The organism is Bacillus sp. MMSF_3353, assembly GCF_030733445.1.
Classification (GTDB): Bacteria; Bacillota; Bacilli; order Bacillales; family Bacillaceae_G; genus Bacillus_A; species Bacillus_A wiedmannii.
Map to the genome: position 1 here is coordinate 283,755 of NZ_JASHJA010000003.1, position 14,168 is coordinate 297,922.

At 35.2% G+C, this 14,168-nt stretch carries 15 protein-coding genes; 10 read left to right on the forward strand and 5 right to left on the reverse strand.

The genetic code is table 11. The annotated features are described in order from the left end of the window. Nucleotides 1-43: 43 nt before the first annotated feature. Nucleotides 44-343 carry a hypothetical protein gene (locus RBB48_RS09515; RefSeq protein ID WP_088062381.1) on the forward strand — a complete coding sequence of 100 codons (300 nt, stop codon included), beginning with the start codon at nucleotides 44-46 and terminating at the stop codon, nucleotides 341-343. Between the two features lie 113 nt (nucleotides 344-456). Here the strand turns inward: RBB48_RS09515 and RBB48_RS09520 are convergent, their stop codons facing one another. Beyond that, nucleotides 457-1,311 (reverse strand): hypothetical protein, encoded by an 855-nt coding sequence (locus RBB48_RS09520; RefSeq protein WP_088062383.1) that lies wholly within the window; start codon nucleotides 1,309-1,311, stop codon nucleotides 457-459. A gap of 228 nt (nucleotides 1,312-1,539) precedes the next feature. Between RBB48_RS09520 and RBB48_RS09525 the strand changes: the two genes are divergently transcribed. The 6 genes from RBB48_RS09525 to RBB48_RS09550 all read left to right on the forward strand — a co-directional run bounded on the left by RBB48_RS09525 (nucleotide 1,540) and on the right by RBB48_RS09550 (nucleotide 8,795). Then, entirely contained in the window at nucleotides 1,540-1,941 is a 402-nt protein-coding gene (locus RBB48_RS09525) for a BlaI/MecI/CopY family transcriptional regulator (protein WP_000184503.1), read from the forward strand. 2 nt (nucleotides 1,942-1,943) lie between these two features. Continuing rightward, nucleotides 1,944-3,893 (forward strand): M56 family metallopeptidase, encoded by a 1,950-nt coding sequence (locus RBB48_RS09530; RefSeq protein WP_306007586.1) that lies wholly within the window; start codon nucleotides 1,944-1,946, stop codon nucleotides 3,891-3,893. A 273-nt stretch (nucleotides 3,894-4,166) separates the two neighbouring features. Then, a complete protein-coding gene (locus RBB48_RS09535) occupies nucleotides 4,167-4,739 on the forward strand; it encodes a TetR/AcrR family transcriptional regulator (RefSeq protein WP_000963378.1) in 573 nt (190 codons plus the stop codon). Between the two features lie 214 nt (nucleotides 4,740-4,953). Next, nucleotides 4,954-8,079, forward strand: coding sequence for a YhgE/Pip family protein (locus tag RBB48_RS09540; RefSeq protein WP_306007587.1), 3,126 nt, complete (start codon nucleotides 4,954-4,956; stop codon nucleotides 8,077-8,079). 161 nt (nucleotides 8,080-8,240) lie between these two features. Further along, nucleotides 8,241-8,450, forward strand: coding sequence for a hypothetical protein (locus tag RBB48_RS09545; protein ID WP_061660104.1), 210 nt, complete (start codon nucleotides 8,241-8,243; stop codon nucleotides 8,448-8,450). Nucleotides 8,451-8,489: 39 nt separating this feature from the next. Beyond that, on the forward strand, nucleotides 8,490-8,795 hold the full coding sequence (locus RBB48_RS09550; protein WP_000140288.1) for a DUF2087 domain-containing protein: 306 nt from the start codon (nucleotides 8,490-8,492) through the stop codon (nucleotides 8,793-8,795). Nucleotides 8,796-8,822: 27 nt separating this feature from the next. Here the strand turns inward: RBB48_RS09550 and RBB48_RS09555 are convergent, their stop codons facing one another. The 3 genes from RBB48_RS09555 to RBB48_RS09565 all read right to left on the reverse strand — a co-directional run bounded on the left by RBB48_RS09555 (nucleotide 8,823) and on the right by RBB48_RS09565 (nucleotide 10,820). Continuing rightward, the gene (locus RBB48_RS09555; protein ID WP_306007588.1) at nucleotides 8,823-9,176 is read right to left on the reverse strand and encodes a PH domain-containing protein; all 354 of its coding nucleotides are present in this window, start codon (nucleotides 9,174-9,176) and stop codon (nucleotides 8,823-8,825) included. A 109-nt stretch (nucleotides 9,177-9,285) separates the two neighbouring features. Beyond that, a complete protein-coding gene (locus RBB48_RS09560) occupies nucleotides 9,286-9,786 on the reverse strand; it encodes a DinB family protein (RefSeq protein ID WP_098189617.1) in 501 nt (166 codons plus the stop codon). A gap of 92 nt (nucleotides 9,787-9,878) precedes the next feature. Then, nucleotides 9,879-10,820 (reverse strand): helix-turn-helix transcriptional regulator, encoded by a 942-nt coding sequence (locus RBB48_RS09565; RefSeq protein WP_306007589.1) that lies wholly within the window; start codon nucleotides 10,818-10,820, stop codon nucleotides 9,879-9,881. Between the two features lie 197 nt (nucleotides 10,821-11,017). On the opposite strand from RBB48_RS09565, the gene RBB48_RS09570 reads away from it, so the two are divergent. After that, nucleotides 11,018-12,034 (forward strand): LacI family DNA-binding transcriptional regulator, encoded by a 1,017-nt coding sequence (locus RBB48_RS09570; protein WP_088062396.1) that lies wholly within the window; start codon nucleotides 11,018-11,020, stop codon nucleotides 12,032-12,034. Nucleotides 12,035-12,073: 39 nt separating this feature from the next. On the opposite strand, the gene yhfH is transcribed toward RBB48_RS09570, so the two are convergent. After that, nucleotides 12,074-12,202: a protein YhfH gene (yhfH, locus tag RBB48_RS09575; RefSeq protein WP_000567010.1), complete on the reverse strand. Its 129-nt coding sequence runs from the start codon at nucleotides 12,200-12,202 to the stop codon at nucleotides 12,074-12,076. Nucleotides 12,203-12,382: 180 nt separating this feature from the next. Here yhfH and RBB48_RS09580 point away from each other — a divergent pair, with 180 nt between their 5' ends. Both RBB48_RS09580 and lplA read left to right on the forward strand, forming a co-directional pair. Next, nucleotides 12,383-13,117, forward strand: coding sequence for an MBL fold metallo-hydrolase (locus RBB48_RS09580; RefSeq protein ID WP_306007590.1), 735 nt, complete (start codon nucleotides 12,383-12,385; stop codon nucleotides 13,115-13,117). A gap of 9 nt (nucleotides 13,118-13,126) precedes the next feature. Then, nucleotides 13,127-14,116, forward strand: coding sequence for a lipoate--protein ligase (lplA, locus tag RBB48_RS09585; protein ID WP_063261987.1), 990 nt, complete (start codon nucleotides 13,127-13,129; stop codon nucleotides 14,114-14,116). Nucleotides 14,117-14,168: the final 52 nt, after the last annotated feature.

Sequence of the window (14,168 nt, forward strand, 5' to 3'; positions counted from 1 at the left end):
GATAAAATTAATTGAATATTTAGTCTTTATGAGGAGGGCAACGATGCCAGCGCAAATAAATGGAAAGCTAATGAATCAGCTTGCAATTTTTTTTAGTACGATCGTCATGTTTCAATTTGTAGCTGAGGTAACAGGACTTACTCAAAATTTGGATATTACATATAACTTAATACATACAGCATTGTCCTATGTAACGTTTAGTTTGGCAGTCATTTTTACTCTAATAGGTGCAAGAAGAGAATTAAGTACATATGCAATTATTTTATTATGTTCAGTTGTAGGTATTAAAGCGATTTATTTTGCGGCGATCGTTATTTTATGGGGATTGGCAGGTACGCCGTAAAGGGGAGATGATTATATGAGTATTGAAAATATAAGATTGATAAATGTAAATGATAATAAGAGCGTAATTCTCTAAGCTAACTTAGGGAATTACGCTCTTATTCGTACAATCACTTAGTCTGAAATTGCTTGAAGCGCTTTTCTACACCGATCTCTTTTTTGGAGTCTTCTTCTATATTTTTTTCTATCCCGCTTTACTCCTTGTATATACATAAATAAGCTAACGAGAAGGAATAAAGCACATTGCATCGTTAAAATGTACGGTGACATGCCTTGCAATGGTTGTTTCGGATCATATAAATGAATAGGTGCTCCGCCGATTGAAGGAAATATTGTATTTAGCAGGACGTAAGGAATGGAGGCAACTGCGAATGGAAAGAGAATTGCCATATAGTCCTTTTGTGACCATACAGATGCAGCAAGTCCTAAAAGGGCCATTAAACCTGCAAATAAAAAATTAATTCCGATATATACAGTAATGTAAGTGAGAGGCGCATCGAAATATAGGTTTGCGAACATTCCATCAGCATTTATGATGCCTGAACCAATCGTAGGTGTTCCGTCTGGAATGGTTAATTTGCAAAATAATAACGATAAGATGAATGGAAATGTATAAAGAAATCCTCCGCAAAAAAACGTAACGATATATTTCATTACTGAATAAGGAAATAAAGAAATCCCCTTACTCACAAACGGTTTAAAACCATCTGACTTATCCGAATTGTAACTTGTACTAAAGGGGAAACTCGCAATAACTGGCATTAATAATAAATAAACATCCATTTCATTGTCGCGAAATCCGATCCATTTTATATCTGTTGAAATAGGTCCACTCGCTGCGTCTCCTAAATAACGAATTACATAGTAATAGTGATAAATACAAATAAGAACGAATCCACTAAACATAATAATTAGAGAAATACGACTACAAAAAGCTTGCTTTATATTTAAACGAAGCGCACGCATCATGACTGAAAAAGCCTCCACTATTTTGATAAACTTGTCTATTTTCTATATTACTATTAAATGTAAACATTTTCTTGTTTTTTTATTTGATTATTTGAAAAAAGGGAAATTTGATGTCGTTAAGTAAGGTTTAACTAAAATTATATTTTCTAAAATATGGTTGACAATTAAGTATTACATTTGTAATCTTAATTGTAGATTACAAATGTAATACTGAGGAGTGAAATATCTATGACAAATCAATTACCTAAAATATCTGAAGCGGAATTAGAAATTATGAAAGTACTTTGGTCAAACTCTCCACAAACAGCGAATGAAATTATAGAAGAACTAGAAGATGCAATGGACTGGAAACCGAAAACAATCCGTACATTAATTAATCGGTTAGTACAAAAGGAAGCCGTTTCTTACCATCAAGATAAAGGGCGCATGTATGCTTATTATCCGTTAGTATCACAAGATAATTATTTGCAAGTTGAAACGAAATCTTTGCTAAAGCGTTTTTGCGGCGCAGCGTTTAAGCCATTACTTGTTAATTTTTTAAAAGAGGAAAAATTGTCTTCAGAAGATATTAATGAACTGAAACGCATTTTAGATGAGAAGACAGAGGAGAACAAGAGGAAGGATAGATAACAATGATAGACATGCTTATAAATGTATACCTTCCTCATTTTTTTGATTGGCTTATAGAAACGTCACTTATGGCTAGCATATTAGTTGGATTTATTCTATGTATAAAAGTGCTATTTAGAAATAAGTTAACGCCCCGATGGCAATATATGCTGTGGATCGTACTAATGATAAGACTCCTTTTACCATGGTCACCAGATAGTTCTTATAGTATTTATTCATTACTTTCTTATAGTTCTAGTATGTCGGAAGTTATTCAGAAAAATACACCTTCACCTGAGAATACAGTGAATGACGAGATGCAACATACAGTGGAATTAGAACAAAATGCTGAAACTGTGACAAAAAATAGTGAACCTGAAGTAAACGTGAGTTCGGAACAACAGACTGCATTGTCTTTATACAAAGTTGCTCTATATGTTTGGTTAGCTGGGGTGATCATATTAGCAGTCATAACGTTTATTACAAATAGACGCTTATATTCTTACATAAAGAAACAACCGGATATTACGGACGAACAGGTCACTACAGTGTTTAATCGCTGCAAGCAGTCTATGAAAATGAAGAAGGCAGTTTCATTACGTCTTGCAGGAAAGATTGCAAGTCCAACGGTTTTTAGTTTCTTCCGTCCGAAAGTATTACTATCAAAAAAACATATGAAAGTATTAAATGAGCAACAATTACAATATGTCTTTTACCATGAGTTAGCTCATATTAAGAGAAACGACGTAGCTGTAAATTGGATTATGTACAGTTTAATCCTATTAAATTGGTTCAATCCGATTCTTTGGTACGCCTATTTTTGTATGCGAGAAGATCAAGAATTAGCCTGCGATGCATATGCGCTTACGTTTATAGATAAAGAGGAGCAAATTGCATACGGTCATACCATCATTACCCTTTTAGAACATTATTCCTATCAAGTACCAAGCCTAGCCAATTTAAGTAGAAATAAACGAACACTAAAAAGGAGAATCGTTATGATTAAAAAGTTCCAAAAGAAATCGTATCGTCTGTCTTTACTTGGAGTTATTGCTATAGCAGCTATAGCAGGGGGATTCTTATTGAATGCAAGGATAACTGAGGGGGATGAAAGACAGAAAGAAAAGGTTGTAGAAAAAAAGCAATCTAAAGCGGCTTTTGAAGAAGCGATAGAAACAGTATTAGGCACACCGGAGAATGCAAGTAGAGAATGGGGGATGTCAATAAAGTCATATAAAATGAATACAGATTTTTTATATTTGGCAGAAAAGAATTTTACAAAAGAAGAATTTGAGCAGTATGTTCAATTATTTAAGGAAGCCCAAGAAATTCGTAAAAAAGCAATGGTTAAGAAAAATGTGCCTGAAAATTATGATGGAGATACAAAGGAATATAAACCTGAACGATTGAAGAAAGCTGATCAGGAAAGACTAGCTACTATTGAGAAGACATTAAAACCACTTGGAGAAAAGCTGGAGAAATCTTTAACATATACTATAGAAGAAGCGAAAAATCATGTGCCATTTCAAATTAAGCAGCCGGCTTATATACCTGAAGGTTATGAATTAAAGAGAGAATGGGCTGATTCATATTTTGGAAGAGATGTAGAATTAGTTATTAAATCAGAATATACAAAAGGGAAATATGGTTTTACAATTTACCAGTCAAGGATGTATATGGATGGTAATGTTAATGGTGGTAAGGATCCACTACACTACATGATGCCTGGAGAAGAGAATCTAGAAAGTTATAGTTTAGACGGGAAAGAAATGGTCTATAATAAATATTCTCAAGGAGAGAGTAAGTTAAAAGGACTCAAAATGTTTGTACCAGCACAAGGTAAGAATAGTGATTATCAAATTGTCATAGTAAATGATATTTTTACAAGAGATACAAAGATATACGAAGAGATAATTGATGATGATCTAACTAAGAAAGAGATGGAGAAAATATTACTTTCTATGTCAAAATAATAGACAGTGTTCTTGAAACTTTGGTTTTAAGAACACTGTCTATTTTATTAAGTTTCTAGTGGGATCTAGTCAGCAATTATTTATGAATAAATTCTAGCTTTCCATACAAGTATACTTTTTGATACACTATGGACAGTATGATATAACTTGACTGGAATTTTGTATACTGGAAATAATAAAAAAGAGAACTTGTATACAATGTAAGCGTGTGGTAATATCAAAGATGTACTGATTGACTATATTATCCAATTGGTCATTTTTGGAGGTGACGATGTGGCAATAGATCGAAAACGTTCTATTATTGAAGCTGCAACAAAGTCTTTTTCAGCGTTCGGTTATAAAGCAACAACGATGGATCAAGTAGCGAAGTTAGCGAATGTAGGAAAAGGAACGATTTATACTTTTTTCAAAAATAAAGAAGAGCTATTTGGTGAGATTATTTCTAATTTAATTACAGAAATGAAGCAAGTTGCAGAAAATGCAATTCGTTCAGATGTTTCATTTTTTGAAAATGTACATAGAGCATTATATAGCATATTAGAATTCAGAAAAGAACATCAGCTCATGATTAAGTTAATTCAAGAAGAGCGTGATATGGGAACGAAAGAAGTACAAGAAGTGATGCAACAAGTAGATGTGGAAATCGTTTCTGTCATTCAATCGTATTTAAAGATTGCGATTGAAAAAGGTGAGATTAGCAAATGTGATCCAGAAATTACAGCATTTATTATGCTTCGCTTATACGTATCGCTTATTTTTGATTGGGAAAAAAATCATGAACCGCTAGAAAAAGAAAAAATTGCAGAATTATTTGAACTTTATTTATTAAAAGGATTGTCAAACTAAGATAATCCTTTTATTATTATAAAAAGTGACCGTTTGAACAATTTGGTCATATATTTATTTTAGGAGGGATAATAGAAATATTCACTTCGTATTAAGAAACAGTTGCATAGTATAAATTCGGGGATAAGGCATATGTATGAATAGGTATAGCCTTTTTATTTGGGAGAAAATGACCAAATGGACAATTTAGTCATTTAGAAAAGGGGGAGAAATGATGAAATGGAATCAGTTACTTCGTAAAGAGTTTACTGAAATTATAAAAAGTAAAAAAATATTAATTCCAATTATCGCGGTTTTATTCGTGCCAATTTTATATGCAGGTATGTTTTTATGGGCCTTTTGGGATCCGTATAAACAGTTAGATGATTTGCCAGTGGCGGTAGTCAATTTAGATAAAGGTGCAGTATTTGATGGGAAACCAATTGAGGTTGGAAAAGGGCTCGTTGATAACTTAAAAGATAATACAAGTTTCAAATGGGAATTTGTAAGTGAAAAAGAAGCGAAAAAAGGAATGGAAGGTAGAAAGTATTACATGCTAGTACGCATTCCAAATGACTTCTCAAGTAACGCTACAACGTTATTAAAAGATGATCCAAAACCATTAAACTTAGAATACATTCCAAACGAAAGCTTAAACTTCTTATCTTCACAAATTGGCGGAACAGCCATTGAAAAAATTAAAGGTGAAGTATCAAGTACGTTAACGAAAACATATGCAGAGAAAATGTTTGATTCCATTCAAGACGTCTCAAAAGGATTAGCAGATGGGGCGGAAGGAGCAAGTAAACTACACGACGGATCAAGTGAACTGCATGATGGTTCAAGTAAAGTGACGGATGGCCTTCATACACTACAAGGGAAGTCTGGAGAGATGAAGGATGGAGTTCAGAAATTAGCAGATGGATCTAATAAATTAGTAGATGGGTCAGGCAAAGTAACAAATGGTTTAAATACGCTAAATAGCAAAACAGGTGAAATGCAGATAGGTATCGGGAAATTGGTAGACGGATCAGGCAAAGTAACAGATGGTTTACATGTATTAAATAGCAATACAGGTATTGGGAAACTAGTAGATGGATCAGGCAAAGTAACAGATGGTTTACATGCATTAAATAGCAATGCAGGTATCGGGAAATTAGTAGACGGTTCCGGGAAAGTAACGAACGGTTTAAACATGTTAAATAGTAAAACAGGTGAGATGCAAACAGGTATCGGGAAATTAGTAGATGGATCAGGCAAAGTAACAGACGGTTTAAATACGCTAAATAGCAAAACGGGTGAAATGCAAAAAGGAATTGGCGAATTACGTGATGGATCTGAGAAAGTGACCGGTGGCTTGAACCAATTAGTAAGTAAATCCGGTGAATTAAAAGCAGGAACAACTGATCTATCAAATGGTATGGGAAAACTTGCTGAAGGACAAAGTCAATTAGAAAAAGGGTCTCAAGAAATCCAAAAGGGATTGCAAGATTTAAATAGTAACGTACAAAAGTCTGCTGCAGGCTTAGAGGAAATGCAGTCGAAAGTTCCTACTATATTAAGTAAGGTAAATCAGAAAATAGATGGAGCCGGAGAAAATATAAATCAGTTAAATGAACTTACGCAATCAACAGCAGGAGATGCCAAAAATGCAGCGCAAGAGGTAGCGAATTTACAAAAGCAAATTGAAAGTTTACCGAAAGAATATCAAGAGCAGTTACAACCATTCATAACAAGTGCTGTAAAAAGTACAGCGACAGTTCAGCAAAAAGCTGCTGGAGTAGCAGGTGGAACAAATAAATTAAATGAAGAAGTAAAACAATTAAAAGGCGAAATACATCAAACAACAAATGGACTACAAAACAAATTACCAAATCCAGAAGAGGGAAAAACTCTAGCAGGTGGTATTGAGAAACTAACGAACGCACAAAATGAATTTGTTAGTAAGTTTCATGGATTTGGTGAGGGGTTAGATAATGCAAAAATAGGTGCCGATAAATTAAAAGATGGATCAGTTCAATTAATTGATGGCATAACGCAATTACAAAGCGGCTCTGGAAAAGTGACAGCTGGATTAGATCAATTATCTGCAGAAGCAAATCAAATGGCAGGTGGAATAAATCAATTAGCAGATGGATCTGGTCAAGTAACAGGCGGTTTAGGAATATTATCTGAAAGAGCAAACCAAATGGCAGGTGGAATAAATCAATTAGCGGACGGCTCAAGCCAAGTAACAGGCGGTTTAGGTATAGTATCTGTAGGAGTATCCAAATTAGCAGATGGGTCTGGTCAAGTAACAGGCGGTTTAGGCACAGTATCTGTAGGAGTATCCAAATTAGCAGATGGCTCAAGCCAAGTAACAGGTGGTTTAGGCACAGTATCTGTAGGAGTATCCAAATTAGCAGATGGATCTGGTCAAGTAACAGGCGGATTAGGAACATTATCTGTAGGAGCAAACCAAATGGCAGGTGGCGTAAATCAATTAGCAGATGGATCTGGTCAAGTAACAACTGGCTTAGGTACTCTAAATGGTGGCCTAAATAAAATGTCAACAGGCTCAACCCAGCTAATCGACGGAGTAAATAAACTAGCAGACGGATCAGGAAAAGTAACAGATGGCCTCGTAAAAGTAAATGATGGTTCCGGTGAACTTGCTGAGAAACTTGGCGAAGGGGCAGAGAAAACTGGTGAAGTGAAAGGGACGGATAAAACGTATGATATGTTTGCAAGTCCTGTAAAAGTGAAAACGGAGAAAATGGCGGAAGTTCCAAACTACGGAACTGGATTTACACCGTATTTCTTATCACTCGGTTTATTTGTTGGGGCATTACTATTATCAATCGTATATCCATTACGTGATACAGTTGGCGTTCCAAAATCAGGATTTAGTTGGTTTATTAGTAAGTTCGGTGTTTTACTATCAGTCGGTATTATTCAAGCGGTAGTAGCAGATATTATATTACTATTCGGATTAGGTGTAGAAGTACAAAGTATTCCGTATTTTATACTCTTTAGCATCGTTACAAGTTTAGCGTTTATCGCATTAATTCAATGTTTAGTAACAGCATTCGGTGATGCAGGGCGTTTCATCGCCATCATCACATTAATCATTCAGCTTACAACAAGTGCTGGGACATTCCCACTAGAATTGATTCCGAAGTTTTTACAGCCATTCAATGCTTGGTTACCGATGACATACTCTGTATCCGGATTGAAAGCAGTCGTATCAAGTGGAGACTTTAACTTCATGTGGCAAAACATAGGAGTACTCATGATTTTCATCGTTGTATTATCACTTGGAACAATTGCATCCTTAACTTGGATGCAAAAACGACAATTTAGAAATATTGCGGAAAACTAATCGATTGAAGTATAGAAAAAAGCACCTTTTCGGTGCTTTTTTATTTTAATGTAGGGTATCTTTTCTGTAGTTTATATATAAACCTTTTTAAAAGCTATAGAGACGAAAGAAAAGGATTTACAACAATTTACAGAGAAAACTAGAATAGAGGAGTTGATATGATGAAAGGAAATCTTACTTATTATTTTATCTTAAATCCGCTAATCATCTTTCTTGTTTACGCCCTTTCACCTATCTTGTTTCATAAAGAAAAATATATAAATATGAAAGATGCACTAGGAATACTTTTAGTTTACTATGTGCTAATTAGCGGGTATTACCTTATGGATGTTGTAAGTGAAAGAATGAAGAAGAATAGTAAGGACAAATAATAAAGTTTCATGGCATAAAAACCGATGGAGGACAACAAAATGACTGAAAGTGAAATGAAATTTCGTGATACAACCATTCGTAACTTTTTCGATAAAGAGGACCGCCTAAAATCGATTCCAGGTCAAAAGAAGAAAAAACTAGTATTGTTAGAGCATTTAATTAGCAAGTTAAACGCTGAAAATCAATATACGGAAAAAGAAATTAATACATTTATAAAACAATATCACGATGATTTCTGTACGATTAGACGTGAGTTTATTGTGCACGGATTTATGGATCGAGAGGATAATATGTACCATATAAACGGGAGAGAAGTTTGGACGAAGTGGGAGGAGTTAAAATAATGAATCAGCAGGGGGAATCCCTGCTGATTATAAGTCCGTGCTAGTCTTACATTTTCTTTGAAGTAAGTCTAGGAACTCTTCAACATTTGAACTTGTAATGTATCCCACTCGTATATATTCATCTTCATAATAAAATATTATTTTTTTATCAAAAATTCTTCGCTTCGTTTCTATGGATTCAATTTTTTTATACTCGAATTCAGCGATTAATGTATTTTTAGATTGTTTATAAAAGAGGATTCTTCTATTAGTAGCCAGTAGCATACCAGGATACGGGACATTATGTGTAATAATGTAGCCGGTAAGTGAACAATTTAAAGTTGATAAAATTTTTTCTTCTTTATGTAATAGTTGTTTTGCAGCTGTTAAGATTGGATTCATTTTATATATTCCTTTTATATAGATTTGAAGATATTATATCAAAACTAAAGAGACTCCCGATATGTATTATTGCATATTGGCAGTCTCTTTTTAGTGGAAATGTTTACATTTAGTAAACTTTAAGTTCCAGTCGCTCTTTCTGGCGCAGATGATGTGCAAAATGCATAGAAATAAGCTGGAACCATTCTGCTGCATGTAAGTAACCAAGCCCAGGGTGCTGTACCTTACAATCATTTGGAATAGAAGGAAGTGTTGGCTCTATTTTTTTTACAATTGTAATTAATTCTAGAAGCTGTTTCTGTACGTCTTCTTTATTAGCTGGGTTTTCAGGCGTATATCCAGGATGATCTGGTAATTTGATTTTTATGTCTGGGAAAGCTCCCATCATATATACCTTTTCTCCCATATCCGTTTTCTTGTTAGTTACAGAAGGCACTTCAGTTCTGCATTTCACGATTGCATCTAACTGCATGCGTGTAGCTGAAATTAAGTGATTATACATTTGACCGAGAGACCATTCCTCATTAGAAGGCTTCATCCTAAATTGTTCTATAGAGTACTTTTCTAATTCCTCTATGTAGTACGTTGCTAACTCTTCAAATTTCTTCATATCACTAACTCCTTTTTATGAAAATGTATTTGTTACTACCTACTATAAAGAGCTAATGCTGACAACATTATGTCAGTAGTGAAATGCAACAATTAAAGTTTTAACATTTTCTTTGCTTCATCACGGATTTTCTCAGATAGAACGTTTGGTTCAAGTACTTGCACTTGGCTTCCCCAGCTTAATACCCATTGAAATACTTCGTCTATGTTTCTTGATTTCAAAAAGACGTGAAAACCATTTTCTCTATGCTCGTATGAATCTATAAAGAAGTATCGTGATTCAATAATTTTATGTGCAATATGGGCTGGGAATAATAAATGAATCATCACAGTACGGTTGCTTTCAGGCTGATATTCTTGCAAAGAAAAGTCTTCGGGTTTTGTAAAGAATTCTTGTTCTCGCTGTAATTCCTCCATTCGATTTAAGCGGAAATTACGTATTTGTTTTCGAAGTAAACAATGGGCAACGACGTACCAAATTCCTGAAATATTGACTAAGCCGTAAGGATGAACGGTCCGTTTTATTTTTGTAGTTTCTCTTGGTTTACGATAAGAAAAAGAGATAGCCTGTTCTTTTTGGATAGATTCTTGCAACAGGATAAGTTGTTTTTCAAGTTTTTCTTGTTCAGATTGTTTGTGTGAAAATATAGGAGAAAGGAAACGGAAAGTCCCTCGTAACTCTCGGGCTTTCTTTTGTTGATCAGTAGGGAGGACAACCTCAAGTTTCTCTTTTGCCGATTTTGCATGTACAGAGAAAGAAGAAGTGAAAGTTTTCTCGATATAATCACCGCCTAATAAAAGAGTAACAGCCTCTTCAGACGTAAGCTGAATGGGGGGTAAGAAATAACCATCCATTAATGAATAACCTTGGCCAGGCATGGCGAAAAGTGGGACGCCAGATTCACTAAGTGCATCCATATCTCTATAAATCGTTCTTATACTTGTCTCAAATTTTTCAGCTAAGCTTTGTGCTGTAACAGTTTGTCTTCTTTGTAATTCAATTAATATAGCTAATAAACGATCCGTCCGATTCATGAAATATCCCCCTGTATCTTTTATAAATATGCCTACTGTAAACTTCTAAAAACAGTATAAACTCTCCTCCTATTAACAGACTTTTCCCTATGTATAATATTAATATAGTAAAATCATATCAACCCATATTGCAGTTTCCAATAATATACTATATAATCAGTTTAAGAAAACGTTTTCATGCAAAGGGGGAGGATTTCGTGTCGACTATAGAGGACGTGGCGAAATTAGCGGGGTTATCAAGGACAACGGTTTCTAGGGTGATTAATAATCATCCATATGTTTCAGATGAGAAGAAAAAAAGGGTTCAATTAGCAATGAAGCATTTAGGTTTCGTTCCTAATTCTGCGGCGAGAAGGCTTCGTAAACAAAAGACGGAAACAATTGCGGTGCTAGTTCCAAGGATTACAAATCCTTTCTTCAGTCGATTTATTGAAGCAATCGAGATTGCTGCTTCTGAACATAAATATAAACTGATTATTTGTCAAACAAGATATTTACCGGAAAAAGAGATGGAGTATTTACAATTATTATCTACGAAACAAGTAGATGGGATTATTCTATGTTCACTAGAAAATCCTTGGGAAGATGTAGAGCCATACTTACAGCACGGTCCAATCGTGTTATGTAATGAATATATTGAGGAAGCAAATGTTCCAACGGTGAAGTTTGATCATGCGCAAGGAGCATACATAGCTGCTAAGCATGTGTTAGAACAAGGATATCGTAATCTTATTTTTTGTCGTGGTAACGAAACCAAAGTGGTTAGCCAGCAGCGAAAAATGGGCTTTTTACGTGCCATAACTGAGAAGAGCCGTCAAGTAGAAGCGATCGATTTTCTTGAAAACGCTTTCTCTTGGGATGATGGAAAGAGAATATTCCATGAAGTATTAAAGGACAAAAAAAATCCTACCGCGATTTTGGCAGGAGGCGACGAGGTTGCAGCTGGAATTATTTCAGAGGCGAAACGCCATGACTGGAGCATTCCAGATGATCTCGCTGTTATCGGTTTTGATAATCAAATTTTATCACAGATTACAGAGCCAGGTATTACGACAATTGAACAGCCAATCGATGAGATGGCCCGAAAAGTTGTCGACCTGATGATGGATAAAATCCATACGAAAAATTATCGAAAAAAAGAATTGTATGAGTTTGAACTGGAGCTCTTGGTGAAAGGTTCGACGATGAAGAAGGATACGATGTTATTAGCCTAGTAGACTATGTCTGCTAGGTTTTTTTATGTTCACAAACTACTATTCTTCGTGAACGCAATCGTCACATTTGTTATGGTATGCTTCGTGCTGCTCATCAATTTCTTTCCCGCAATGTGCACAAGTTTTCGTCGGTAAATTTCTGAAAAACTCCATTGGTTGATCGATCATGTCAATCCCTCCATTTCCATTTCTTACTATCATTGTATTAGTACAAAAAACAAAAGTCAATAACTGTTTTATAACAAAAGTGAAAAATAATGAAAAAGTTTAGGAAATGGATTATAGTTAACAATGTAGAATGTAAGTAAAACATGCATTCCTACTCGGTTTTAGAAAGGATGGATACATATGAAAATGACTGTTGTCGGCTTTTGGGGCGGCTTTCCAGAAGCGGGAGAAGCAACGTCGGGGTATTTGTTTGAACACGATGGTTTTCGTTTACTTGTAGACTGTGGTAGTGGTGTACTAGCACAGCTTCAAAAATATATAACACCATCTGATATAGATGCAGTTGTACTGTCACACTATCATCACGATCATGTTGCAGACATTGGGGTATTGCAATATGCGAGATTAATTACAAGTGCGACAAAGGGACAACTACCGGAATTACCAATATACGGTCATACGTTTGACGAGAATGGATTCCATTCTTTAACGCATGAACCACATACGAAAGGAATCGCGTACAATCCAGAAGAAACACTTCAAATTGGACCGTTCTCGATTTCATTCTTAAAAACTGTTCATCCTGTTACATGCTTTGCGATGCGTATTACAGCTGGTAGTGACGCTGTAGTATATAGCGCTGATTCAAGTTATATTCCTGAATTCATTCCATTCACAAAAGATGCTGATCTTTTCATTTGTGAGTGTAATATGTATGCACATCAAGAGGCTGCAAAAGCAGGGCATATGAATAGTACAGAAGTGGCAAGTATTGCGAAAGATGCGAATGTAAAAGAACTTTTATTAACGCACTTACCGCATACAGGAAACACATCTGATTTAGTAACAGAAGCAAAACAAATTTTCAGTGGCCATATTACGCTAGCGCATAGTGGTTACATTTGGAACTCATGAGGTGATACGATGTTATTTATTGATAATAAAGGGATTACAGATCCTAGAATAAACTTAGCAATTGAAGAATATTGTGTGAAGAATTTAGATATTAACGAAACATATTTACTGTTCTACATTAACGAACCTTCCATTATCATTGGTAAAAACCAAAACACAGTAGAAGAAATTAATGCAGATTACGTAAAAGAACAAGGAATTCATGTCGTTCGTCGTCTATCAGGCGGAGGTGCAGTATATCATGATTTAGGAAACTTAAACTTCAGCTTTATTACGAAAGATGATGGAGACAGTTTCAGCAACTTCAAAAAATTTACAGAACCTGTAACGAAAGCGCTTGGTAAATTAGGCGTAAATGCAGAACTAAGTGGTCGTAACGACATTTTAGCTGAAGGCAGAAAAATTTCAGGTAACGCGCAGTTCTCAACGAAAGGTCGTATGTTCAGTCACGGTACGTTACTATTTGACTCTGAAATCGATCACGTCGTATCAGCGTTAAAAGTAAAAATGGATAAGATCCAATCAAAAGGAATCAAATCAATCCGTAGCCGCGTTGCGAACATTACAGAGTTCTTAAACGAAAAAATGACGACAGAAGAGTTTAGACAACTTCTTCTAGAAACAATTTTCGAAGGGGAAACAGAAATTCCGACGTATGAATTAACAGAAAATGATTGGAAAGAGATCCATAAACTTTCTGAAGAACGTTACCAAAATTGGGACTGGAACTACGGAAAATCTCCGAAGTTCAACTTACAACATTCACACCGCTTCCCAGTTGGACAAGTTGACGTTCGTCTTGAAGTGAAAAAAGGAACAGTAACAGAATGTAAAATTTACGGTGACTTCTTCGGTTCACTAGATGTCCATGACATTGAAGAGCGTCTAACAGGCGTACAATTTGATAAAGATGCATTCACTGCAGCTTTAGAAGGCGTAGATATCGTACGCTACTTCGGTAATATTACAACAGAAGATTTCTTACATTTATTCTTCTAAAAATGAGGGAGGCTGCCGTAACGGGCAGCCTCTTTATTTTTGCGTAGATTGT